Raw genomic sequence first — 22,663 nt, 5'->3', positions numbered from 1 at the left:
GCTTTTTCGAGTAACGCTAAGCTCACTGTTGGGGGGAGATATTTTATCTTCAATGAGGTGAACGGATGGGAGAGTCGCAGCTACAAGCAACAAAACCGGAGCTTTACGAACGGCTGATCGATCGTCTGGGGCTTGCTCTGGAGGTCGCCAGAACTTCCGTTCGGTTACGCGATGAAGTGCCTGCTGAATTGGAGTTGCGTGGTCTGAGCCGCGCCGAATTCGATGTGATCAAAGCCTATCTGGACTCCCTTCCAGAGGGCAGGCATGGATGCGCTGGCGCACAGCTATCAGCGGAGCCGCCACCTACGGCCAGAGTTGTCTGGCTCAAGGACAAGACACGCTCCACCACCACGGCAAAATCCAGAAAGCTGCAATTCAAGTAGCTACCGGATTCCCAGGCGCAATACGGAGTGCGCCCCCCTTTGCAAACTCAAGATGATCGGCATCTGACTCCTGACTATTGTTGCCAGGTGCCGATCCTCTTAGGCTGCGCACCTCCATGGAGGTGACCTGTGCCTATTCGTTACTTGATCAAGCAAATGATCCTGCCGCCCGGCGTGTTGTTCCTGCTGTTGATCGCTGCCTGGTGGCTGCGTCGTTCCTGGCCGCGCCTGTCTGCCTTGTGTTTTGTTCTTGGCCTGGGCGGTTTGTGGGCGATGAGCCTGCCGATTGTGGTCGAGCGCTCGGCGCATTTGCTGGAGTCCGAACCGGCCTTGAGCCATGAGCAATGGGCGCAGCTGGCCGCGCAGGCAGATGCCATTGTGGTGCTGGGGGCAGGGCGTGAACGTGGAGATCCGGCCTGGGATTACATCGATCAACCCACGGGCGTGGCGATGGAGCGCATGCGTTATGCCGCGCAGCTGGCCAAGGCCTCTGGCTTGCCGTTGCTGACCAGCGGCGGTTTGCACTATGGCACCCCGCCCAGCGAGGCGCAGCTGATGGCCGATGCGCTGCAGCGTGATCTGGGAGTGAGCGTGCGCTGGAAGGAAGAGCGCAGCCGGACCACTTGGGAGAATGCCCGGATGAGTGCGCAAATCCTCTTGCCTGAGGGCGTCAAGCGTGTGGTTGTAGTGACCCAGGCCTGGCATATGCAGCGTTCGCGCTGGAGCTTCGAACAGGCGGGCTTCACAGTCATCCCGGCGCCAGTCAACTTTCTCGGCCGTGATCACGCCCGGCCATTCGGTGGCTGGCTGCCGGAAAGCAAGGCCATGTGGCAGAGCAGCCAACTGCTCAATGAGGCAGTCGGCCTGCTCGGTTACCGTCTGTTCTACTAGACGGTCTTGGCGATCCGGCTGGCCAGCAAGGCCCAGCCAAACAGCAGCGTACAGACAATCAGCAGTGGCCAGGAGCGCCACTGCAGGTACGGCGTGAGCTGCTGCATCGGCACCACTTCACCGTAGAGGATGCCGCGTTCGAACTGCGGGATCTGTGCGGTGATGCGCCCGAATGGATCAATCAGTCCGGTGACACCGTTGTTGGTAGCGCGAATCATCCAGCGACCGGCCTCCAGTGCGCGCATCTGGGCCATCTGCAAGTGCTGCAAGGGGCCGATCGAGGTGCCGAACCAGGTGTCGTTGCTGATGGTCAGGAGGATGTCGCTACGGGCCGCCAGGCTTGCAGCGAACTCCGGGTAGACCACTTCGTAGCAGATGTACGGGGCAATCTGATAGCCCTTGGCCTGTAGCAGTGCCTGGTCGGTGGGCCCGCGGGCAAAGTCCGACATCGGCAGGTCGAAGAAGGCAATCACGCCGCGGAGCATGTCCTGCAGTGGAACGTACTCACCAAAAGGCACCAGTTTCTGCTTGAGGTAGGTGCCATCGCCTTCACCGGTTACGGTGATGCCGTTGTAGTAACGACGTTGCTGGTGCACCACTTCGCGAACCGGCACACCGGTGATCAGCGCCGAATGCCGGTCGGCGGCGAAGCTGCCCATCATGTCCAGATAACCCTGGGCCTGTTCCTTGAGGATCGGCACAGCGGTTTCCGGCCAGACCAGCAGGTCGACCGGTTTGGAGCTGAAGCTCATGTCGCGGTACAGGGCCAGCTGGGCGTTGACGTGTTCGGGGTTCCACTTCAGCTCCTGCTCGACATTGCCTTGCAGGGCGGCCACTGTCAGCGGCTTGCCGGCAGGCTCGGTCCAGGCGTGGTTCTTCAGGGCCAGGCCCACGGCCCAAGGCGCCAGCAACAGGACGATGGCCACGGCCAGGAAAGATTTGCGCGCCCGCAAACGAGGCAGGTTGCACAGCAGGGCGGCACACAAGGCCAGGCAGAAGGAAATCAGCCACATGCCTCCGACCGGAGCGAGGCCGGACAGCGGGCCGTCGAGCTGGCTGTAGCCGGAATAAAGCCAGGGGAAACCGGTGAGGAACCAGCCGCGAAAGGCTTCCTGGCCGACCCATAGGGCGGCGAAGCACAGGGCGTCGGCCAGGGGTGCCTCGTTGCGGCGCAGCCAGCGCGCCCAGATCCAGGCAGGCAGGGCGAAGAACCAGGCAATGGCGGCAAAGAATGCCAGCAGCAGGCCGGTAGCCAGTAGCGGCGTAGCGCCGCCATAGGTGTTGATGCTGACATAGATCCAGCTGGTACCGGCGGCGTACAGGCCGAAGCCGAAGCACCAGCCGCGGCCCAGGGCCTGGCGTGGGCTCAGCTCACGCAAGCCGAGGTAGAACAGGCCGGCCGCCAGCAGTGCCAGCGGCCAGATGTCGAACGGCGCCAGGGCCAGGGTGGTGATTGCACCGGCCGCCACGGCCAGCAGGTTACCGGGCCAGCCGGGGCGGGTGATCCAGCGCATGGTTGTCCTTAACGGGTGATAGGGGTCAGTCGCAGCAAGTGTATCCGGCGGCTATCGGCATTGAGGATGCGGAAGCGGTACGGGCCGATTTCGGTGGTCTCGTTACGCTTGGGCAGGTGGCCGAAGGCGCTCATGACCAGACCGCCAACCGTGTCGAACTCGTCGTCGGAGAACTGGCTGTCGAAGAATTCGTTGAAGTTCTCGATCGGGGTCAGGGCCTTGATCAGGAAGTCGCCGCTGGGCAACGGCTTGATGTAGCTGTCTTCCTCGACGTCGTGTTCATCTTCGATGTCGCCGACGATCTGCTCGAGCACGTCTTCGATGGTCACCAGGCCAGCCACGCCGCCGTATTCGTCGATGACGATGGCCATGTGGTTGTGGTTGGCGCGGAACTCGCGCAGCAGCACGTTCAGGCGCTTGGACTCGGGCACGAAGGTGGCCGGGCGCAGCAGGTCCTTGATGTTGAAGCTGTCACCATTCTCCTTGAGGATCAGCGGCAGCAGGTCCTTGGCCAGCAGGACGCCGAGGACATCGTCATGGCTTTCGCCGACCACCGGGTAGCGCGAGTGCGCAGCGTCGATCACCGCTGGCAGGAACTCGCGTGGCGACTGTGTGGCCTTGATGCTGATCATCTGCGAGCGCGGCACCATGATGTCGCGTACTTGCAGGTCGGCGACCTGAATGGCGCCTTCGACGATGGTCAGCGCTTCGCTGTCGAGCAGCTTGTTCTGATGGGCTTCGCGCAGCAGCTCAAGCAGCTCCTGGCGGTTTTTCGGCTCATGGGCAAAAGCCTGGGTCAGTTTGCCCAGCCAGGACTTTTGCCCGTTGCTCGATCGATCTTCGCTCATGGCGGTTACTCGTGATCCTTGCAGATATCAGTGTGGGGTAGGTCGTGTTCATCGTCGGCGTAAGGGTCCGGATGACCCAGTTCAGCCAGCAATTCTCGTTCCAGCGCTTCCATTTCCTCGGCCTCATCGTCGTCGATGTGGTCGTAGCCCAGCAGGTGCAGGCAGCCGTGGATCACCAGGTGCGCCCAGTGGGCCTCCAGCGCCTTGCCCTGTTCGGCGGCCTCGCGCTCGACCACGGCGATGCAGATCACCAGGTCACCGAGCAGCGGAATATCGAGCAGTTCGTCAGGCACATCGGCCGGGAAGGACAGCACATTGGTGGCGTAGTCCTTGTGCCGCCAGGTGTGATTGAGCTCACGACCTTCGGCTTCATCCACCAGGCGGATGGTCATTTCCGAGTCGGCTGTACGCTGGCGCAGGGCCAGTTCGCACCAGCGGCGGAACTGTTCTTCACTTGGGTGCGGGGCATCGCTTGCCAGCTGCAGATCGAGCTCAAGCATCGCGTTTGCTGCCTTCGCTGATGTCATGTTGATGGCTCTCAAAGCGCTCGTACGCTTCGACAATGCGTTGCACCAACGGGTGGCGAACCACATCTTTGGGCTGGAAGTGGGTGAAGCTGATGCCCGGCACGTCCTTGAGCACTTCGATGACATGCGCCAGGCCCGACTTGGTGCCACGTGGCAGGTCGACCTGGGTAATGTCGCCGGTGATCACTGCGGTGGAGCCGAAACCGATACGGGTGAGGAACATTTTCATCTGTTCGACCGTGGTGTTCTGGCTCTCATCGAGGATGATGAAGCTGTTGTTCAGGGTGCGGCCACGCATGTAGGCCAGCGGGGCGATCTCGATTACCTGACGCTCGATCAGCTTGGCCACATGTTCGAAGCCGAGCATTTCATACAGGGCGTCGTACAGCGGGCGCAGGTACGGGTCGATCTTCTGGGCCAGGTCGCCGGGCAAAAAGCCGAGCTTTTCACCCGCTTCGACCGCCGGGCGTACCAGCAGGATGCGGCGTACCTGTTCACGTTCCAGCGCATCGACGGCGCAGGCTACGGCCAGGTAGGTCTTGCCGGTACCGGCCGGGCCGATGCCGAAGTTGATGTCGTTGCCGAGGATTTCCTTCACATAGCGCTGCTGGTTCAGCCCGCGCGGACGAATCATGCCCTTGCGCGTGCGCAGGGAAACACTGACTTCGTTGACGGCCGGGTTTTCCAGCTCCTGGACCGCAGATTCCTGCAGGAACAGGTGAACCATTTCCGGCGACAGCTCGGTGGCCTTGGTCTCGCGATAGAGACGGCGCAGCAGTTGCTCGGCAGAGGAGGTGTGTTTGGGTTCGCCGATCAATTCGAACTGATTGCCGCGGTTGCGGATTTCGATAGCCAGGCGCTGTTCGATCAAGCGCAAATGCTCGTCGAATTGCCCGCACAGATTGGCGAAGCGATGGGCCTCGAAGGGTTCGAGGATGAAACGATGAGGTTCTATGGGTGCGTTCAAGGTTGTTTTTTAGCCGCCCAACGGCAATGGAGATGGACTCAAGGATAACCCTAGCCGCTGCAGGGCGAAAGCGCTGAAACGATCAAGGGTCGCCGGGCCAGTATTGCGACCCGGCGGGACAGGTCAAGGTGCCAGCGAACCGAACAGCGAATGCGGGCGGGCGTCGTCGATATGGATGTCGACGAACTGGCCGATCAGCTTCGGATTGTCGCAGCGGAAGTTGACGATACGATTATTCTCGGTACGCCCCTGCAACTGGCCAGGGTCGCGGCGCGAGTAGTCGGTGACGAGGATGCGCTGCACGGTGCCGACCATTTGTCGGCTGATCTCGAAGCCCTGGGTGTCGAGGCGATGCTGCAGGGCTTTGAGGCGCTCTTTTTTCAGTTCTTCCGGGGTGTCGTCGGGCAGGTCGGAGGCCGGGGTGCCCGGACGCTGGCTGTAGACGAAGGAGTAGGAAAAGTCGAAACCGACCTCGGCGACCAGTTTCATGGTCTGCTCGAAGTCTTTCTCGGTTTCACCCGGGAAGCCGACGATGAAGTCCGAGCTGATGCAGATACCTGGCACGGCGGCCTTGAGTTTGCGCAGCTTGGACTTGTATTCGAGGATGGTGTGGTTGCGTTTCATCGCTGCCAGCACCCGGTCAGAGCCCGATTGCACCGGTAGGTGCAGGTGTTTGACCAGCTCGGGTACTTCGGCGTGGGCCTGGATCAGGCTGTCGGAGAATTCCAGCGGGTGCGAGGTGGTGTAGCGGATACGGTCGATGCCATCCACTGCCGCTACGACCCTGATCAGTTCGGCCAGGTCGGCCAGGCGACCATCGTGGGTCTGGCCACGGTAGCCGTTGACGTTCTGCCCCAGCAGGGTGATCTCGCGCACGCCGTTTTCGGCCAGGTGAATGACTTCGGACAAGACGTCGTCGAATGGCCGGCTGACTTCTTCACCGCGGGTGTAGGGCACCACGCAGAAGGTGCAGTACTTGCTGCAGCCTTCCATGACCGAAACATAGGCGGTCGGTCCGTCGATGCGCGGCTCGGGCAGGTGATCGAATTTTTCGATTTCCGGGAACGACACATCGACCTGCGGCAGGCGCGTGGTGCGCGCGGCGTCGATCATTTCCGGCAAGCGGTGCAGGGTCTGTGGGCCGAATACCACGTCGATATACGGCGCACGCTTGCGGATCGATTCGCCTTCCTGGCTGGCCACGCAACCGCCGACGGCGATGACCATGTCCGGCTTCAGGTCCTTCAGTTCGCGCCAGCGGCCCAGCTGGGAGTAGACCCGGTCCTGGGCGCGCTCGCGGATCGAGCAGGTATTGAGCAGGATCACGTCGGCGTCTTCGGCCCGTGCCGTGACCTCCAGGGCTTGATGTTCACCCAGCAAGTCGACCATGCGCGAGCTGTCGTACTCGTTCATCTGGCAACCGTGGGTTTCGATATAAAGCTTCTTGGCCATGGGAGATCATCAGGTAATTCGAAGAACCGCACATTATAAGGGCCCGGGGCGGTGGATCCTAGCGTTGTCGGTCTGGGGGCTATGTTATAGTTTGGCCTTTCTTTACAACCTGTGGCTGTCCCCGCCGAAATGACCAAACGTGAAGCGCCTATCTACAAAGTGATCTTTCTCAACCAGGGCCAGGTATTCGAGATGTATGCCAAACAGATCTACCAGAGCGATCTGTGGGGCTTTCTTGAAATAGAGGAATTTGTCTTCGGCGAACGCACCCAGGTGGTGGTCGATCCGAGCGAAGAAAAGCTCAAGGCGCAATTCGAAGGCGTGGTGCGCAGCTTTGTACCGATGCACTCGATCGTGCGTATCGATGAGGTCGAGCGCCTGGGAACGCCAAAAATCAGTGAGGCGCGTGGCGTCAGCAACGTGATGCCGTTTCCGATGCCGATGCCGGAAAAATAAGCCCGGGCTTCAGGGCAGTGGCGAGAAGGGGGTACGCCCTTCGGCGGTCTGCAGCTCCAGCAGGTATTTGCGGAAAATCTGTCCCAATACCTGGGTCGCCACTTCAAGATCTTCACGAGGCATTTGCTCGGAGACCTCATCGGCCAGATCCAGGGCATCTTCGGCGCCATTGACTGCCGCCATTTTCAGCACGATGTACGCCTGTACATTGTTGGCTGCGACACCTTCCCCTTTGAAAAACATGGTGCCCAGACGGTACTGAGCTTGAGCGTGGCCTTGCAGCGAGGCTTGCTCGAAGTAGCTCAGGGCTTGCTTGAGGTCGCGTGGCGTATTGGTGCCCTCGTAATAGAACTCGCCGAGCTCGTATTGGGCCTGGGCATCGCCTTGCTGCGCGGCCTGCTGGCATGCGGCCAAGGCTTGGGGCAGGTCTTCGGGCTGGGAATTGAGGGTGCAGCGGCCCGTTGCTGGAATCAGCAACGAGTTACCGCCTGCTGAGGCCAGCAGGGGCTGAAGAAGCAACAGGCAGCCCAGGGCGAGGGCGCGGCCGGTGCGGTTCATGGGGATCGACTTACCTCTGCAAAGCTGCGGCCAAAGTGTCTGGTGGCACATTATGGGATAAGCAACGCCTACCTTACAAAGTCTTTACTCGATTTTCTGCTGAGGAACCCTCGGTAGGAGCGGGCTTGCCCCGCGATTGCGCTGTGTCAGCTGCATCGCCTCGCGGGGCAAGCCCGCTCCCACCGTTTAGTTCTTGAGCTTGGCGAACGCCCGCTCGGCGGCATCCAGGGTGATTTTCAGCTCGGTTTCGCCGTGGGCGATCGAGGTGAAACCGGCCTCGAAGGCGCTTGGCGCCAGGTATACACCGCCTTCAAGCATCAGGTGGAAGAAGCGCTTGAAGCGTTCGGCATCGCTGGCCATCACGTCGTCGAAGGTGACGATATCGTCAGCACCGCTGAAGTACAGGCCGAACATGCCCCCGGCCTGCGTGGTGACGAACGGAATGCCAGCGGCATCGGCACGCTGCTGCAGACCATCGAGCAGACGGCTGGTGTAGTCGCTCAGCTCGGAGTGGAAGCCCGGGCGGCTGATCAGTTTCAGGGTGGTCAGGCCCGCAGCCATGGCCAGCGGGTTGCCCGACAGGGTACCGGCCTGGTAGACCGGGCCCAGCGGTGCAATCTGCTCCATGATCTTGCGCTTGCCGCCGAAGCAGCCGACCGGCATGCCACCGCCAACGATCTTGCCGAAGGTCGACAGGTCCGGAGTCACGCCGTAATGCGCTTGCGCGCCGCCGAGGGCGACACGGAAACCGGTCATCACTTCGTCGAAGATCAGTACCACGCCATGCTTGTCGCACAGCGTGCGCAGGCCTTCGAGGAAGCCTGGTGCCGGCGGCACGCAGTTCATGTTGCCGGCTACCGGCTCGACGATGATGCACGCCACTTCCTGGCCGACTTCAGCGAGCATTTTCTCGACCGCGTCGATGTCGTTGAAGGGCAGGGTCAGGGTGTGTTTGGCAAAGGCTGCCGGCACGCCAGCGGAGCTTGGTACGCCCTGGGTCAGCAGACCGGAGCCGGCTTTTACCAGCAGGCTGTCGGAGTGGCCGTGGTAGCAGCCTTCGAACTTGATGATGCTGTCGCGGCCGGTGTAGCCGCGGGCCAGACGAATGGCGCTCATGGTCGCTTCGGTGCCGGAGCTGACCATGCGTACCATTTCCATCGATGGCACGATCGAGCAGACCAGGTCGGCCATCTCGGTTTCCATGGCGGTCGGCGCGCCGTAAGACAAGCCGTGTTCCAGCTGCTTGCGCACCGAGTCGAGCACCTCCGGGTGGCTGTGGCCGAGGATCATCGGGCCCCAGGAACCGACGTAGTCGACGTAGCGCTTGTCATCTTCGTCGGTGACGTAGGCGCCTTCGGCATGCTTGAAGAACAGCGGCGTGCCGCCAACGCTCTTGAACGCCCGCACTGGCGAGTTGACGCCCCCGGGGATGTGTTTCTGGGCGTTGGCGAACAGGGTTTCGGAACGAGACATGATGGGCTCTCTCAATCAGGCAGATGCGAACAGGGCGTTGAAGGCGCGGGCACGGCGGGTGACTTCCTGCGTGCTGTCGGCGCCGAACAGGCCATGAATCACCGCCAGCAGGTCGGCGCCGTGGGCGACCAGCGGGGCGGCGTTGTCGAGGGTGATGCCGCCGATCACGCAGATCGGCAACTTGATCCGGGCCCGGGCCTGGTCCAGCAAGGCGGTATCGGCGGCGGGCGCGCCCGGCTTGGTCACGGAATTGAAGAAGCGGCCGAAGGCAACGTAGCTGGCACCTTCGCGGGCGGCCTGTTCGGCCAGCTCCAGCTGGGCGTGGCAGGTCGAGCCGATGATCGCCTCGCGCCCCAACAGGGTGCGCGCCGGCGTCAGCGGGCCATCGGTCTGGCCCAGGTGCACACCGACGCCCAGGCGCGCGGCCAGCTCGGCATCGTCGTTGATGATCAACTGGGTCTTGTAGCGTGCGCAAAGCTCGGCCAGGGCTTCGGCTTCGCGCAGGCGGCGGGACTGGTCCTGGCTCTTGTCGCGGTATTGCAGCAAGGTCACGCCGCCCTCAAGGGCCGCTTCAACGTAGGGCAGAAACTTGCCGGTCAGCAGTTGGCTGTCGGTGATGGCATACAGACCGCGTAGCTTCATCTAGGGGCCTCGGGCTCAGGAACAGAAATCCAGGGGTAGGCGACGCGGCACATATTGGCCTTTGCCCAGTTGTTCGGCATCGCGCAGGGTTCGCCAGGTGTAGTCCAGGGCCGAACGTACGGCGCTCTGCAGTTGCTCGCCGAGGGCCAGGCGACCGGCCAGAGCGCTGGCCAGGGTGCAGCCCGAGCCGTGGTAGCTGCCAGGCAGGCGCTGGCAGGTCCAGGTGTGACGCTGGCCATCGCGGCTGTACAGGCGGTTGTGGATTTCGTGTTCGTCACCGTGACCGCCGGTGATCAGCAGGTGTCTGACGAAGGGCAGCAGCTTTTCTGCGCATTCATCCGCAGTGCCCTCAGGCAGTTCGGCGAGGATGCGGGCTTCGGGGAGGTTCGGGGTGGCGATAGTGGCCAGGGGCAACAGTCGTTCGCGCATGGCGTAGCCGACTTCGTCCTTGCCCAGGCGGCCACCGCCGCCAGCGCGCAGCACCGGGTCGCAGACCAGCGGCAGATGCGGGTGGGCACTGAGCAGTTCGACTACAGTGTCGACCATGTCCAGCGAGCCGAGCATGCCCAGCTTGACTGCTGCGACCGTGGAGTCGGCCAGTACGGCGTTGGCCTGGGCCAGCACCCACTCGCGGTCGAGCACACGGAAGTCAGTGACATTGACGGTATCCTGCACGGTCAGGGCGGTCACGGCGGGAGCGGCGTGGCAACCTTGAGCGATCAGGGCTTCGATATCTGCCTGCAAGCCGGCGCCGCCACTGGGGTCGTGGCCGGAGAGACAGAGGACAACGGGGCGGGAGCTGTAGGTATTCATGGTGCGCGAGCTTACCACCAAACGCTTTTGTCGGGTCTGCCCCCGCGCCAAGCTTTTTTGATCAAGTGGTCAGGAAATGTATTTACATATCGCTGAAAGTGCCGTTCTAGAGCCTTTTCATCAAAGTTTTATGTGGCGTCTGGTAGCGCTGAAAAGCTATGCTAGAGTGCTCAAACAACCGATAACGGTTACTGCCGGATCGCGTCGCCTCAAACGGACAGGAGGCTACCGCGACACGACCGGGACAGACCATGCTGGGGCTGTATGCGCTATTTGCTGATTGTTGTGCTGGGCTGGTTGCCACTGCTGGCCACGGCGGTCGATTTCGACGACTCGACGCGCAGCTTGCCCTTGGGGCGAGTGATGCAGGTATTCGAAGACCGCGATGGCAATGCCAGCATCGCGCAGGTCAGTGCCCCTTCGTTCGGTGAGCATTTCCGTACGCATCAAACCGATGTATTGAACGCCGGTTACTCGACCTCGGTGTTCTGGATCCGCCTCGATCTGCGCTACACCGCACTGCCTTCGGCCGCGCCGCGCAGCTGGTTGCTGGAGCTGGCCTATCCGCCACTGGACCATCTGGAACTTTACCTGCCTGACAGCAGCGGCACTTTCCGCCTGGCGCAGCGCACCGGTGACGCACTGCCGTATGCCAGTCGCCAGATCGAGCAGAACAACTACCTGTTCGAATTACCCTTCAGCCCCGGACAGACCACCACCGCCTATTTGCGTCTGCACAGCCAGGGTTCGGTCCAGGCGCCGCTGACCTTATGGTCCACCGAAGCCTATCTGGAAGCGCAACCGACCCGCCTTTATGTGCTCGGCCTGATCTACGGTGTGCTGCTGGGGATGCTGGTCTACAACCTGTTCATCTACCTCAGCGTACGCGACACCAGTTATCTCTATTACATCCTCTATATCGCCTCGTTCGGCCTCTATCAGGTATCGGTCAACGGCGCGGCAGTGGCTTATTTCTGGCCTGACAGCCCCTGGTGGGCGAATGCCGCCACGCCGCTGTTCATCGGCGCGTCGGGACTGTTCGGTTGCCAGTTCGCCCGTAGTTTCCTGCAGATGGCCCGGCACAGCCGCGCCTTCGATGGCCTGCTCAAGGTGCTGATGGCCTGTGGCGGGGTGGTCATGCTGCTGTCGCTGATCAGCAGCTACGGTATTGCCCTGCGCCTGGCGACGGCCCTGGCGTTGCTGTTTACCGTGACGATCTTTGCCGCCGGGGTGTATGCCTGGCGGCGCGGCTTGCGGGTGGCACGTTATTTCATCATCGCCTGGACGGCATTCCTGCTTGGCGGCCTGGTCAATACCTTGATGGTGCTGGGCTACCTGCCCAATGTGTTCCTGACCATGTATGCCAGCCAGATCGGTTCAGCGCTGGAGGTGTGCCTGCTGTCGCTGGCCCTGGCCGACCGTATCAACAGCATGCGTGACCAGCAGGCCCAGGCCCTGCGCGACACGGGCCGGGCCTTGGAAGTGCTGAACCAGCAACTGTCCAACAGCAACCGCTTGAAGGATGAGTTTCTGGCCACGGTGACCCATGAACTGCGCACGCCGATGAACGGCGTGATCGGTTCGCTGGAATTGATGCAGACAGTGCCGATGGCGCACGAGTTGGCGCAGTACCAGCGCACGGCCAGTTACGCGGCCCAGGACATGATGGGCATGGTCGACGACATTCTGATCCTCACCGAGCTGCAGGCCGGTCGCCTCAGTGCGCAAAACGCACCGTTCGGCTTGCGCAACCTGTTGCAGGAGCTGCGCAGCAAGTACGCCGCGGCGGCGCTGGGCAAGGGGCTGTACCTGAATCTGGACACACCGGCCGATTTGCCCGAGTTGCTGGTCGGCGACCGGCATAAACTGGCCCAGTGCATCAGCTATCTGCTCGACAACGGGATCAAGTTCACGCATGAAGGTGGGGTCGTGTTGCAGGTGCGTGGGCGCTTGCAAGGGCCGGGTCTGCTTGGCCTGACCATCAGTGTCAGCGACAGCGGCATCGGCTTTGATCGCCTGGCCGAGCCGGGTCTGTATCAGCGTTTCTTCCAGGTCGATGGCTCGATGAGTCGCCAGTACGGAGGCCTGGGCATCGGTCTGGCGATCTGCCGGCAGTTGGCCGAGTTGATCGGGGCACGCTTGCAGCATGAGTCCAGCCCGGGGCTGGGCAGCCGTTTCGAGCTGGTGCTGAGCCTCGCCTTGAGCCAGCCGCAGGCGCTGGCCCAGCCCGGGCTAAATCGCGGCTAGTTAGGCGTATTTGTCACTTTGAGCGGGGGGCGCGGCGTGATTCACTGAAATTTCAGTCACGTCCGGATCCAGGAGGCCCCCTGATGAACCTGCACCAGTACGCTGAAACCCATGAAGTCACCAACCAGCCGCCATCGCTGGACGGGACCAATCTGTATCGCCTCGACCTGCCGCTGCAGCAATGGTCGCGGCACTATGGGGCAGGCTGGGCGGAGGCCCGGATCGACGCGTACGGGGCGTTGGCGGGCGGGCCGCTGATGGCCGCAGGGTTTCTGGCCAACCTGCACAAGCCGCAATTCAGCAGCCATGACCGCTATGGTCATCGTATCGACCTGGTGGAGTTTCATCCGGCCTACCACGAGCTGATGCGCACGGCCATCGAACACGGTTTGCCGTCGCTGCCGTGGACCGACCCGCGCCAGGGTGCGCACGTCGCCCGGGCCTCGATGACCTATCTGCATACCCAAGCGGAAGCTGGCAGCGGATGCCCGCTGACCATGACCTTTGCCGCAGTGCCGGCGCTCAAGTTGCAGCCGGAACTGGCCGAGTACTGGCTGCCCAAAGTCCTCGCCACCGAGTACGACCCGCGTAACGTCGGTGACCGGCACAAGGTCGGGGTAACCCTGGGCATGGCCATGACCGAGAAGCAGGGCGGCACCGATGTCCGTGCCAACACCACCCGTGCTTACCCGGTGGGCGCGCCGGGACCGGGACAGGCCTACGAGCTGGTCGGGCACAAATGGTTCTGTTCGGCACCGATGTGCGACGCCTTCCTGACCCTGGCCCAGACTGACAAGGGCTTGAGCTGCTTCCTGCTACCGCGCCATCGCCCGGATGACAGTCGCAACCAGTTCTATATCCAGCGCCTGAAGAACAAGCTCGGCAACTGCTCCAACGCCTCCAGTGAAGTGGAGTTCCGTGGCGCCCTGGCGTGGATGATCGGCGAGGAAGGCCGCGGCGTGCCGACCATCATCGAAATGGTCGCCATGACCCGTTTCGACTGCATGGTCGGCTCCAGCGCGCTGATGCGCCAGGCCCTGACCCAGGCCGCCCACCACTGTGCTCATCGCCAGGTCGGCGGGAAGCTGCTGGCCGAGCAACCCCTGATGCAGAACGTCCTCGCTGACCTGGCCCTGGAAAGCGAAGCGGCGCTGGCCCTGAGCCTGCGCATGGGTCATGCCCTTGATCAGCCGGATGACCTGCAACAGGCACGGTTCGCCCGGTTGATCACCGCTGTCGGCAAGTACTGGATCTGCAAGCGCGCCCCGGCAATGATCAACGAAGCGGCTGAATGCATGGGCGGCGCCGGGTATGTCGAAGACAGCATCCTGCCGCGCCTGTACCGCGAAGCACCGGTCAACTCGACCTGGGAAGGTTCCGGTAATGTCCAGTGCCTGGACGTGCTGCGTGCCCTGTCCAAGGAGCCAGGTGTGCTCGATGTGCTGTTCGAGGAGCTCGGTGACGGTCACGGCGATCCGCGTCTGGCGGCGCACATCGGCAATCTCAAGGCGGCGTTTGCCGACACCGGCGACATTCAGTACCGCGCCCGTCAGCTCACCGAAGACATCGCCCTGGGCTTGCAGGCCAAGCTGTTGCTTGAAGCGGGCAATGCCACCGTCAGCGATGCTTTTATCGGCAGCCGCCTGGGCGGCAGCGGCCGGGTCTACGGTGTGCTGCCAAGAGGCATTGATGTTGGCGAAATAGTGGCACGGTCGACGCCAAACTGGCCGCTCTAACGTGCGTGCCTTTGCCTGAATAAGTAGGCAAGATGGCTACATGCATGTCAGACAGGAAGTACATTGTGAGCCGTACTGATGAAGCCTTCGTTGTCGTAGAAACCGCCGAGCAGGCCGTCGATCGTTTGGCGGCCCTGCACGAGAAGTCCACCGCGGCCCTGAGCCAGGCGCTCAAGCGCTATCTCAAGGACCGCACCGAGCCGAATGCCGAAGAGCGCGCCTTGTTCCGCTACCCGGAACTGCGCCTGACCTACGAGTATCATGGTGAGGTGCCGGCCACCACCCGCGCCTACGCCAAGGTTCAGCTGCCGGGCACCTACAGCGTCACGGTGACCCATCCCGCGGCCTTCCGTGGCTATTTGCTGGAACAGCTCAAACCACTGATGCGCGACTTCACTGTCACCGTCGAAGTCGGTGTCAGTCAGCAGAACATTCCTTATCCCTACGTGGTCGAGCAGGGCGACGAACTGGCCGGTAGCGGTATCACTGCCGCCGCGCTGGCACGGGTTTTCCCCAGCACTGACCTGTCGGCTGCCACCGATGGTATCGCCGATGGCCTGTACGACTGGGCCAACGTCGATCCTTTGCCGCTGGCACTGTTCGACGCGGCGCGGGTGGACTTTTCCTTGCGCCGTCTGGTGCATTACACCGGCAGCGACTGGCGCCATGTGCAGCCGTGGATCCTGCTGACCAACTACCACCGCTATGTCGACCAGTTCGTCAGCCATGGCCTGGAGCAGCTGCGCGATGACCCGCGTTTCGTGCGCATGGTCCTGCCGGGTAACGTGATCATCGAAAAGAGCATGGACAACGGTGAGGCCCAGTCGCTGGTGGCGAGTGTGGTCTGGCACCGTTACCAGATGCCGGCGTATCACCTGATCGCCGCCGATGGTGATGGCATTACCCTGGTCAACATCGGCGTCGGCCCTTCCAACGCCAAGAACATCACCGACCATTTGGCGGTGCTGCGTCCGCACTGCTGGCTGATGATCGGTCACTGCGGCGGCTTGCGGCAGTCGCAGACCATCGGCGATTACGTGCTGGCCCACGCTTACATGCGCCGGGACGGCATTCTGGATCGGGTGGTACCGCCGCATATTCCGATTCCGGCCCTGGCCGAGGTGCAGATGGCGCTGCAGGAAGCAGCGGCGCAGGTGACCGGCGAGCGTGGCGACGAGCTGAAAAAGCGTCTGCGTACCGGCACCGTGTTGACTTACGACGACCGCAACTGGGAGCTGCGCTGGGCTCAGGAGCGTCCGCTGATCAACCTCTCGCGGGCGGTGGCGGTCGACATGGAAAGCGGCACAATCGCCGCCCAGGGTTACCGCTTGCGCGTGCCTTATGGCACGTTGCTGTGCGTTTCGGACAAGCCGCTGCACAGCGAAATCAAACTGCCGGGCGCGGCCAACGCTTTCTACAACCGGGCAGTCAGCCAGCACCTGAAAATCGGTATCGCCGCACTCGACCTGCTGCGCACCGAGCTGCATTCGCTGCACTCGCGTAAACTGCGCAGTTTCGACGAGCCGCCGTTCCGCTGAGGCCCCATGCCGTTACCCCCACGTTCCAAGCCGCGCCCTGGCGCGGCCAAACCCGCAGGCCCGCGTCGCCAGGCCAAGGCGCCGCTGGCCGAGCCGCGGTTGATCCTGTTCAACAAGCCCTTTGACGTACTGACCCAGTTCAGCGACGGTGAAGGGCGCGCGACCCTCAAGGATTTCATCGATATTCCCGGCGTCTATCCGGCCGGCCGCCTGGACCGCGACAGTGAAGGCTTGCTGCTGCTGACCAATGACGGCCAGTTGCAGGCGCGGATTGCCGATCCGAAGCACAAGCTGGCGAAAACCTACTGGGTACAGGTCGAGGGTGAGCCGACAGAAGAGCAGCTGCAGCGTTTGCGCGACGGTGTCGAGCTCAATGACGGGCCTACCTTGCCTGCCCAGGCCAGGCAGCTTGAAGAACCGCAGTTGTGGCCGCGCAACCCGCCGGTACGCTTTCGCAAAAGCATACCGACCAGCTGGCTGGAACTGGTGATCAAGGAAGGGCGCAACCGCCAGGTGCGGCGCATGACCGCCGCCGTCGGTCTGCCGACCCTGCGCCTGGTACGGGTGCGGATCGGCGACTGGACCTTGGACGGTCTGGATCAGGGGCAGTGGCGGGAAGTTCCGGCCAGGCGTTAAACGCCTTCGATATAGCCGATCACCACGCTTTTGATGATGAAAGCGAGGATACCCAGGCCCAGCACGAAAAACAGAATGAAGGTGCCGAACTTGCCGGCTTTGGACTTCTTCGCCAGGTCCCAGACGATAAAGCCCATGAAACCAATCAGGATGGTGACCAGGACAGTCATCATCCACTCTTCGAACAACGCAGGATCCATCGATATTCTCCGGCAAGTTGAGGCGCGCGATTATACGCCCCGCTTGCCGGTCTGACTAACGCAGGTGCGTCAACGGTAGTTCGGTGCTGGCCAGTACCTGGTTGAGCACGAAGCTGGAGCGCACGCTGGTCACCCCTTCGATGCGGGTCAGGTGGCCGAGCAGCAGTTGCTGGTAGTGGTCCATGTCCGGGACCACTACTTTGAGCTGATAGTCGGCATCCATTCCGGTAACCAGGCTGCACTCAAGCACCTGAGGCAGGTTGCGGATAGCGGTTTCGAATGCTTCGAAACGTTCCGGGGTGTGGCGGTCCATGCCGATCAATACGTAGGCCGTGAGGCTCAAGCCCAGCTTCTTGCGGTCGAGCAGCGCCACTTGACGGGCGATGTAGCCGTCGTCTTCCAGTTGCTTGACCCGGCGCGAGCAGGGCGAAGGCGACAGGCCGATGCGCTCGGCCAGTTCCTGGTTGGAGATGCGCGCATCGCGCTGCAATTCGGCAAGAATGCTCAGGTCGTAGCGGTCAAGCTTGCTCATGGAAGATGCCTTTTCTGTTTCGATTGCGTCGAATTATCAATCCTTAGGTAAAAATTGCGCAAGTGCTATTTGATCGAGCAATCTTCGCAATCCTCTGCTGCCGCTCTAGCCCTATGCTTATACCCAGAATCACTGCCCGGACATCAGTCCAGTGCAGCTGGCCTTATCAGGGCAGCTGCGGCCAGCAACCCAACAGGGTTGTGCTCGGCCCCCGGGCTACACACTGTTCACAAGACAGCGTGAGGTGAGCCGACGTCACAAGCGTCGAGCACGGACAAAATTCTCAAAGGGAGACCCCAGGGTCTCCCTTTTTTATTGCCTGTAATTTTTCATCCTGGTGCCGATACCTCGTTGCGGACAGCCTGATAAATTGTTGGTTAAACCCGCCGTGGTTTTTCCAGTCTTACCCACAGGCCCATCTCAACGGTCCGAGAGGAACAACATGAAGTCGCGTAGCTGGTGTCTGGCCGGTGCAGGTTTGTTGTGCATCACTATCAACCTGCAGGCATTGGCCGAGGGGCAGGGTGGATCGGGTGGCGGGTATGGGGGGCAAGGCGCCGAGCAGTCTCAAGCGGCGTCGCCGCTGCAGTCGCGCCCGGACGAGGTGCGCCAGACCCAACCACCGCGAACCGGGTACTACCAGGACATTCCTCGGCACAACAATGGCAACCGCTACTACCAGGCTGGTGGGCCGCAACAGCGACCGCAGGAGGATAACTGGCCGGGACGCCCTGATGGTCATGGCAACGGCTGGGGCAGCGGGCCGCGTTACCGGCCCGGTCAGGTGGTCGAGCAGTTCCCTGACCAGTACTGGCGTGTGCCTTACCGTGGTGGTGATTACTTTTATTCCGGCGGGTACTGGTACCGTCCGCAAGGGCCGCGCTATGTGGTGGTAGCGCCTCACTACGGTATGCGGGTCGGCTACCTGCCGGATTACGCGCGTGAAGTGTGGGTTGCCGATTCGCTGTATTTCCTTGTGGCAGGTACCTACTACCAGTACCTGCAAGACAGCAACGAGTACGTTGTGGTCAATCCGCCGGTGGCCAGCGCAGAGCCTCAGCCAATGGAAAATGACTACGACGTCGTTGCCAATCCGGTTTCCGGGCAAAGTCCGGAACAGGCTGACCGGGATCGTTACGAGTGCCACCGTTGGGCGGTGCAGCAAAGCGGCTTCGATCCGGCCAAAGCGACTTATGCACCGGCTATACAAGTGACGGACAGCTACCGGCAAGCGCTGAGGGCTTGCTTGAGCGGGCGGGGCTACAGCGTTAACTGATACGCCGGCTCAGCCCACTGGATCGGCATGTACCAATACTTCCGCTTTTGGGTACTTGCCATGAATGGCTGCCGCCGCTTGATCGCACAGCGCATGGGCATCGGTTAGCGGCATGCTGCCCGGTAACTCCAGGTGCACCTGGACAAACCAGTGACTACCGGAAACACGCGTGCGCAAATCATGTGCACCGTGCACGCCAGGCACGCTGCAGGCCAGGGCCAGCATCTGTTCGCTGATATCGCCGGGCAGTTCCTCGTCCATCAGGATCGATGTACTTTCCCGGGCGATCTGCAGCGCGCTCCAGAGTATGTACAGGGCAATGCCCAGGCCGAAGAAGGCGTCCAGTTGCGGCCAGCCCAGGCGTGCCAGGACCAGCGCAACCAGGATGCTGCCGTTGAGCAACAGGTCGGAACGGTAATGCAGCGAGTCGGCACGCACCGCGGTGGAGCCGGTGATGCGTATCACCCGCGTCTGCAGCGTCAACAAGGCCACCGTCAGCGCCAGTGACAGCAGCATCACCGCGATGCCGATGGCGGTGTCGCCCAGCGGTTGGGGATTTTGCAGGCGTTCCACGGCCTGTACGCCGATCAGCACGGCACTCACCGCGATGAACAGCGCCTGGGCCATGCCGGCCATGGCTTCGGCCTTGCCGTGGCCGTAACGGTGATCGTCATCGGCCGGGCGCAAGGCGTAGTGCACCGCCAGCAGGTTGAGCAATGAGGCCACGCCGTCGAGTGCCGAGTCGGTCAGGCCGGCCAGCAAGCTTACCGAGCCGCTGAGCCACCAGGCCACCGCCTTGGTCAGGATCAGGATGCTGGCCACCGCCAGCGAAGCGCGAGTGGCCAGGCGCAGCAGACGTTGATGTTCAGCCGAAGAGGTCATGCTGCCGGGGCTTCCTGTGCGTTGCTCAAGCGGCGGGCTTGAGGCCGTACATCGCCAGTTGCTCGACACTGCCCTTGTGCTGGATCAGGCGCGGGTCGTTGAGCGGCAGGCGCAGGCCCAGCTCGCTTTCGAGGATGGCCTGCAGCTTGCTGTTGTCGACCTTGCCATCAGCGCTGATGGCCTGGTTGAGTTTTTCCGGTGCGATCTGCGCGTTTCGCCCTCCTGGCATATAGATGGCGCCGGTGGCGAAGTCGACGCCAAAAGCGATCAGCCCGGGGAGTACGTAGAACAGGATGCCAATGGCGTCCATTGCCGCCACCACAGGGTCGATCTTGCCTTCGATCTGGCCGCGCCGGTCTGGGTAGAAGATGGTGCCGCAGGCCGTCAGTTGGGTCAGCAAGGATGCTATCAGGACGCCGCCGATGACGCGGGAGGGAATACGCATGGAAATCTCCGGAATGAGGGCCACAAAGATACAGGCAAAGAGCCGGTATCTACAGCTAAGACCATGATAGAGCAGGCTCGGTTCGCCGTTATACTGGGCGAATTGTTTGAGGGCCACCATGATTTCGTTACCGATCGATGCCGTACTGCCAGCCTTGCGTGAAGCCTTGAGCCTGCGCCATGAAGCGGTACTGGAAGCGCCGCCCGGCGCCGGCAAGACCACCCGTGTGCCATTGGCGCTACTCAATGAGCCATGGCTGGCAGGGCAGAGCATTCTCATGCTTGAGCCACGCCGGCTTGCCGCGCGCGCGGCGGCCGAGCGACTGGCCAGCGAGCTGGGCGAGCAGGTCGGGCAAACGGTCGGCTACCGGATTCGGCTGGACAGCAAAGTCGGTCCAGAAACCCGCATTGAAGTGGTCACCGAAGGCATCCTCACCCGCCGCCTGCAGGCCGATCCGGCGCTGGAGGGCGTCGGCTTGCTGATTTTCGACGAATTCCACGAACGCAGCCTCGACGCTGACCTTGCCCTGGCCCTGAGCCTCAATGGCCGTGAGCTGCTGCGTGATGAGCCGCCGTTGAAGATTCTGCTGATGTCGGCAACCCTCGAAGGCGAGCGCCTGTCGAGCTTGCTCGATGAGGCACCGGTGATCAGCAGTGAAGGGCGCATGTACCCTGTTGATGTACGCTGGGGCAGGCCGTTCCAGCCGGGCGAGTACATCGAGCCACGGGTGGTCGATTGCGTATTGCAGGCCATCGCCGATGAGCCGGGCAGCTTGCTGGTGTTTCTGCCCGGTCAGGCCGAAATCCGCCGGGTGCACCAATCGTTGCAGGAGGCGCTGGGTGAGCGTCAGGACATTCTGTTGTGCCCCTTGCACGGCGAACTGGAGCTCAATGCCCAGCGTGCGGCCATTGATGCCGCGCCGCCCGGTAAACGCAAGGTGGTGCTGGCGACCAACATTGCCGAGACCAGCCTGACCATTGATGGCGTGCGCGTGGTGATCGATGCCGGCCTGGCGCGTGTGCCGCGCTTCGACCCGGGCAGCGGCATGACTCGCCTCGACACCCAGCGTATCTCCCGAGCCAGCGCCACCCAGCGGGCCGGTCGTGCCGGTCGCCTTGAGCCTGGGGTGTGTTATCGACTGTGGTCCGAGGCCCAGCATGAGCAGCTGGCCGCCTACGGTAGCGCCGAGATACTTCAGGCCGACCTCGCCGGGCTGGCCTTGCAGCTGGCGCGCTGGGGCGTCACCCCGGATCAATTGCGCTGGCTTGATCAACCTCCTGCGGCTGCTTATGCACAGGCCCTGGATCTGTTGCAGCGCCTGGGAGCATTCAAGGCTGACAGTCGGGACAGTTTGAATGAGCACGGCCAGGCCATGGCCGAGTTACCCGCACACCCGCGCATCGCCCATCTGTTGTTGCGTGGCCAGGACCTGGGCCTGGCAGCCATGGCCTGTGACGTCGCTGCGCTGCTGGGCGAGCGCGATATTCTGCGCGGCGCTGGCGCTGATCTGCACAGCCGCCTGGCCTTGCTCAGCGGTGAAACCCGCGTGAACAAAGGCGGGCAGGGTGGAGTGCAACGTGCCCGGCAACTGGCCCGGCAGTATCGCGGTTATCTGCGTGGCAAAGCGCGCTCTGCGGTTGCCGACCCCGAGCATTCCCGCTGGCTGGGTGCATTGTTGGCGCTGGCTTACCCGGACCGGGTTGCCCAGCAGCGCCGCGCCGGTGGCGCCGAGTACCGTCTGGCCAACGGCCGTGCGGCGTTGTTTGGCGAGCCCGATGCACTGATGAAGTGTCCGTGGCTGGTGATTGCCGACCTTGGCAGTCGCCAGGGTCAGCGCGAAGAGCGCATCTATCTGGCTGCCGAGTTCGATCCGGCCTTGTTTGACCGGGTACTGGCCGAGCAGGTGCGCAGCGTCGACATCCTCGACTGGGACGAGCGTGAAAACGTATTGCGCGCCGAGCGTCAGCGCAAGGTCGGCGAGCTGGTGCTCAGTCGTGAGCCGTTGACCGGGCTGGATGCAGATGCCCGTGCGCGGGCGCTGCTCGAGTTGGTACGACGCAAGGGCCTGGAACTGCTGTCATGGACGCCCGAGCTGCGTCAGTGGCAAGCGCGGGTTGCCCTGCTGCGCCAGCTTGATCTGGCAGCCAACGGTGCAAGCGAATGGCCTGACCTGAGCGACGAGGCCTTGCTGGCAAACCTGCCGGACTGGCTGCAACCCTACCTGGGCAAGGTTACCCGCCTGAGCCATTTTGCCCAGCTCGACCTGTCGTCGATGCTGCGCAATCTGTTGCCCTGGCCGCTGCCGCAGCGTCTGGATGAATGGGCGCCGATGCACCTGAGCGTGCCTTCGGGGTCGAACATCCGCCTGGACTACAGCGAAACGCCACCGATCCTCGCCGTGCGCCTGCAGGAGCTGTTCGGCCTGGCCGAAACCCCGCGTATCGCCCAGGGGCGCCAGCAAGTCCTGCTGCACCTGCTGTCGCCTGCGCGGCGTCCGGTGCAGGTCACCCAGGACCTAGCCAACTTCTGGCGCAGTACCTATGCCGAGGTGAAGAAGGATCTCAAGGGCCGCTACCCGAAACACTACTGGCCGGACGACCCGTTGATTGCCGAGGCTACGGCGCGGGCCAAGCCGCGCAAGTAGCCA

Annotated in this window: 22 protein-coding genes; 9 read left to right on the top strand and 13 right to left on the bottom strand. The window is 62.5% G+C overall.

Translation table 11 applies throughout. From position 1 onward, the window contains the following. Positions 1-65 precede the first annotated feature (65 nt). Entirely contained in the window at positions 66-383 is a 318-nt protein-coding gene (locus tag AC07OF_RS17485) for a hypothetical protein (protein ID WP_038606574.1), read from the top strand. A gap of 129 nt (positions 384-512) precedes the next feature. Then, the gene (locus tag AC07OF_RS17480; RefSeq protein ID WP_157191043.1) at positions 513-1,274 is read left to right on the top strand and encodes a YdcF family protein; all 762 of its coding nucleotides are present in this window, start codon (positions 513-515) and stop codon (positions 1,272-1,274) included. On the opposite strand, the gene lnt is transcribed toward AC07OF_RS17480, so the two are convergent. The 5 genes from lnt to miaB all read right to left on the bottom strand — a co-directional run bounded on the left by lnt (position 1,271) and on the right by miaB (position 6,582). Beyond that, complete coding sequence (gene lnt / locus AC07OF_RS17475) at positions 1,271-2,788, bottom strand: apolipoprotein N-acyltransferase (protein ID WP_157191044.1); 1,518 nt, start codon at positions 2,786-2,788, stop codon at positions 1,271-1,273. The genes AC07OF_RS17480 and lnt overlap by 4 nt on opposite strands. An 8-nt stretch (positions 2,789-2,796) precedes the next feature. Continuing rightward, on the bottom strand, positions 2,797-3,636 hold the full coding sequence (locus AC07OF_RS17470) for a CorC family transporter (RefSeq protein ID WP_028944390.1): 840 nt from the start codon (positions 3,634-3,636) through the stop codon (positions 2,797-2,799). Positions 3,637-3,641: 5 nt separating this feature from the next. Further along, positions 3,642-4,136: an rRNA maturation RNase YbeY gene (ybeY, locus tag AC07OF_RS17465; protein WP_157191045.1), complete on the bottom strand. Its 495-nt coding sequence runs from the start codon at positions 4,134-4,136 to the stop codon at positions 3,642-3,644. Further along, the gene (locus tag AC07OF_RS17460) at positions 4,129-5,130 is read right to left on the bottom strand and encodes a PhoH family protein (protein WP_157191046.1); all 1,002 of its coding nucleotides are present in this window, start codon (positions 5,128-5,130) and stop codon (positions 4,129-4,131) included. Before AC07OF_RS17460 ends, ybeY begins: the two co-directional genes overlap by 8 nt. Positions 5,131-5,253: 123 nt before the next feature. Then, positions 5,254-6,582, bottom strand: coding sequence for a tRNA (N6-isopentenyl adenosine(37)-C2)-methylthiotransferase MiaB (gene miaB, locus AC07OF_RS17455; RefSeq protein ID WP_495073280.1), 1,329 nt, complete (start codon positions 6,580-6,582; stop codon positions 5,254-5,256). A gap of 129 nt (positions 6,583-6,711) precedes the next feature. Here miaB and AC07OF_RS17450 point away from each other — a divergent pair, with 129 nt between their 5' ends. Next, positions 6,712-7,038 carry a DUF1820 family protein gene (locus AC07OF_RS17450; RefSeq protein ID WP_038606593.1) on the top strand — a complete coding sequence of 109 codons (327 nt, stop codon included), beginning with the start codon at positions 6,712-6,714 and terminating at the stop codon, positions 7,036-7,038. A gap of 9 nt (positions 7,039-7,047) precedes the next feature. Here the strand turns inward: AC07OF_RS17450 and AC07OF_RS17445 are convergent, their stop codons facing one another. The 4 genes from AC07OF_RS17445 to AC07OF_RS17430 all read right to left on the bottom strand — a co-directional run bounded on the left by AC07OF_RS17445 (position 7,048) and on the right by AC07OF_RS17430 (position 10,524). Then, positions 7,048-7,596 carry a tetratricopeptide repeat protein gene (locus AC07OF_RS17445; protein WP_157191048.1) on the bottom strand — a complete coding sequence of 183 codons (549 nt, stop codon included), beginning with the start codon at positions 7,594-7,596 and terminating at the stop codon, positions 7,048-7,050. Between the two features lie 186 nt (positions 7,597-7,782). After that, complete coding sequence (hemL, locus tag AC07OF_RS17440; protein WP_157191049.1) at positions 7,783-9,069, bottom strand: glutamate-1-semialdehyde 2,1-aminomutase; 1,287 nt, start codon at positions 9,067-9,069, stop codon at positions 7,783-7,785. Between the two features lie 15 nt (positions 9,070-9,084). Further along, complete coding sequence (gene thiE, locus AC07OF_RS17435; protein ID WP_157191050.1) at positions 9,085-9,711, bottom strand: thiamine phosphate synthase; 627 nt, start codon at positions 9,709-9,711, stop codon at positions 9,085-9,087. Positions 9,712-9,726: 15 nt separating this feature from the next. Further along, positions 9,727-10,524, bottom strand: coding sequence for a hydroxymethylpyrimidine/phosphomethylpyrimidine kinase (locus AC07OF_RS17430; protein WP_038606609.1), 798 nt, complete (start codon positions 10,522-10,524; stop codon positions 9,727-9,729). 264 nt (positions 10,525-10,788) lie between these two features. On the opposite strand from AC07OF_RS17430, the gene AC07OF_RS17425 reads away from it, so the two are divergent. The 4 genes from AC07OF_RS17425 to AC07OF_RS17410 all read left to right on the top strand — a co-directional run bounded on the left by AC07OF_RS17425 (position 10,789) and on the right by AC07OF_RS17410 (position 16,681). Continuing rightward, entirely contained in the window at positions 10,789-12,771 is a 1,983-nt protein-coding gene (locus tag AC07OF_RS17425) for a sensor histidine kinase (protein WP_157191051.1), read from the top strand. Between the two features lie 83 nt (positions 12,772-12,854). Further along, positions 12,855-14,507 carry an acyl-CoA dehydrogenase family protein gene (locus AC07OF_RS17420; protein ID WP_157191052.1) on the top strand — a complete coding sequence of 551 codons (1,653 nt, stop codon included), beginning with the start codon at positions 12,855-12,857 and terminating at the stop codon, positions 14,505-14,507. Between the two features lie 32 nt (positions 14,508-14,539). Beyond that, positions 14,540-16,045, top strand: coding sequence for an AMP nucleosidase (amn, locus tag AC07OF_RS17415; RefSeq protein WP_371261980.1), 1,506 nt, complete (start codon positions 14,540-14,542; stop codon positions 16,043-16,045). 6 nt (positions 16,046-16,051) lie between these two features. Continuing rightward, positions 16,052-16,681 (top strand): rRNA large subunit pseudouridine synthase E, encoded by a 630-nt coding sequence (locus AC07OF_RS17410; protein WP_495073279.1) that lies wholly within the window; start codon positions 16,052-16,054, stop codon positions 16,679-16,681. Here AC07OF_RS17410 and AC07OF_RS17405 read toward each other — a convergent pair. Together AC07OF_RS17405 and AC07OF_RS17400 are read right to left on the bottom strand one after the other, a co-directional pair. Next, positions 16,678-16,881: a DUF2788 domain-containing protein gene (locus AC07OF_RS17405; RefSeq protein ID WP_038606624.1), complete on the bottom strand. Its 204-nt coding sequence runs from the start codon at positions 16,879-16,881 to the stop codon at positions 16,678-16,680. The two genes, AC07OF_RS17410 and AC07OF_RS17405, sit on opposite strands and share 4 nt — an antisense overlap. A 55-nt stretch (positions 16,882-16,936) precedes the next feature. Continuing rightward, entirely contained in the window at positions 16,937-17,413 is a 477-nt protein-coding gene (locus AC07OF_RS17400) for an Lrp/AsnC family transcriptional regulator (protein WP_038606626.1), read from the bottom strand. 442 nt (positions 17,414-17,855) lie between these two features. Here AC07OF_RS17400 and AC07OF_RS17395 point away from each other — a divergent pair, with 442 nt between their 5' ends. Continuing rightward, positions 17,856-18,689: a DUF6515 family protein gene (locus AC07OF_RS17395; RefSeq protein ID WP_157191053.1), complete on the top strand. Its 834-nt coding sequence runs from the start codon at positions 17,856-17,858 to the stop codon at positions 18,687-18,689. A 9-nt stretch (positions 18,690-18,698) separates the two neighbouring features. Here AC07OF_RS17395 and AC07OF_RS17390 read toward each other — a convergent pair whose 3' ends face one another. Together AC07OF_RS17390 and pmcY are read right to left on the bottom strand one after the other, a co-directional pair. After that, on the bottom strand, positions 18,699-19,571 hold the full coding sequence (locus AC07OF_RS17390; protein ID WP_157191054.1) for a cation diffusion facilitator family transporter: 873 nt from the start codon (positions 19,569-19,571) through the stop codon (positions 18,699-18,701). 25 nt (positions 19,572-19,596) lie between these two features. After that, the gene (pmcY, locus tag AC07OF_RS17385; protein WP_038606632.1) at positions 19,597-20,016 is read right to left on the bottom strand and encodes a periplasmic Zn2+ metallochaperone PmcY; all 420 of its coding nucleotides are present in this window, start codon (positions 20,014-20,016) and stop codon (positions 19,597-19,599) included. Positions 20,017-20,134: 118 nt separating this feature from the next. On the opposite strand from pmcY, the gene hrpB reads away from it, so the two are divergent. Further along, the gene (gene hrpB / locus AC07OF_RS17380) at positions 20,135-22,660 is read left to right on the top strand and encodes an ATP-dependent helicase HrpB (RefSeq protein WP_495073278.1); all 2,526 of its coding nucleotides are present in this window, start codon (positions 20,135-20,137) and stop codon (positions 22,658-22,660) included. Positions 22,661-22,663 lie beyond the last annotated feature (3 nt).

The sequence above is a fragment of the Pseudomonas sp. GW821-FHT10B02 genome, assembly GCF_059415665.1.
The sequence above is the reverse complement of the archived record's forward strand: the minus strand, read 5'-3'. Positions and strand labels throughout refer to the sequence as shown.

Coding starts and splice junctions, on each gene's coding strand:
- AC07OF_RS17485 (WP_038606574.1), top strand. CDS start 66: ATGGGAGAGTCGCAGCTACAAGCAACAAAACCGGAGCTTTACGAACGG.
- lnt (WP_157191044.1), bottom strand. CDS start 2,788: ATGCGCTGGATCACCCGCCCCGGCTGGCCCGGTAACCTGCTGGCCGTG.
- AC07OF_RS17470 (WP_028944390.1), bottom strand. CDS start 3,636: ATGAGCGAAGATCGATCGAGCAACGGGCAAAAGTCCTGGCTGGGCAAA.
- ybeY (WP_157191045.1), bottom strand. CDS start 4,136: ATGCTTGAGCTCGATCTGCAGCTGGCAAGCGATGCCCCGCACCCAAGT.
- miaB (WP_495073280.1), bottom strand. CDS start 6,582: ATGGCCAAGAAGCTTTATATCGAAACCCACGGTTGCCAGATGAACGAG.
- AC07OF_RS17450 (WP_038606593.1), top strand. CDS start 6,712: ATGACCAAACGTGAAGCGCCTATCTACAAAGTGATCTTTCTCAACCAG.
- AC07OF_RS17445 (WP_157191048.1), bottom strand. CDS start 7,596: ATGAACCGCACCGGCCGCGCCCTCGCCCTGGGCTGCCTGTTGCTTCTT.
- hemL (WP_157191049.1), bottom strand. CDS start 9,069: ATGTCTCGTTCCGAAACCCTGTTCGCCAACGCCCAGAAACACATCCCC.
- thiE (WP_157191050.1), bottom strand. CDS start 9,711: ATGAAGCTACGCGGTCTGTATGCCATCACCGACAGCCAACTGCTGACC.
- AC07OF_RS17430 (WP_038606609.1), bottom strand. CDS start 10,524: ATGAATACCTACAGCTCCCGCCCCGTTGTCCTCTGTCTCTCCGGCCAC.
- AC07OF_RS17425 (WP_157191051.1), top strand. CDS start 10,789: ATGCGCTATTTGCTGATTGTTGTGCTGGGCTGGTTGCCACTGCTGGCC.
- AC07OF_RS17420 (WP_157191052.1), top strand. CDS start 12,855: ATGAACCTGCACCAGTACGCTGAAACCCATGAAGTCACCAACCAGCCG.
- amn (WP_371261980.1), top strand. CDS start 14,540: ATGGCTACATGCATGTCAGACAGGAAGTACATTGTGAGCCGTACTGAT.
- AC07OF_RS17410 (WP_495073279.1), top strand. CDS start 16,052: ATGCCGTTACCCCCACGTTCCAAGCCGCGCCCTGGCGCGGCCAAACCC.
- AC07OF_RS17405 (WP_038606624.1), bottom strand. CDS start 16,881: ATGGATCCTGCGTTGTTCGAAGAGTGGATGATGACTGTCCTGGTCACC.
- AC07OF_RS17400 (WP_038606626.1), bottom strand. CDS start 17,413: ATGAGCAAGCTTGACCGCTACGACCTGAGCATTCTTGCCGAATTGCAG.
- AC07OF_RS17395 (WP_157191053.1), top strand. CDS start 17,856: ATGAAGTCGCGTAGCTGGTGTCTGGCCGGTGCAGGTTTGTTGTGCATC.
- AC07OF_RS17390 (WP_157191054.1), bottom strand. CDS start 19,571: ATGACCTCTTCGGCTGAACATCAACGTCTGCTGCGCCTGGCCACTCGC.
- pmcY (WP_038606632.1), bottom strand. CDS start 20,016: ATGCGTATTCCCTCCCGCGTCATCGGCGGCGTCCTGATAGCATCCTTG.
- hrpB (WP_495073278.1), top strand. CDS start 20,135: ATGATTTCGTTACCGATCGATGCCGTACTGCCAGCCTTGCGTGAAGCC.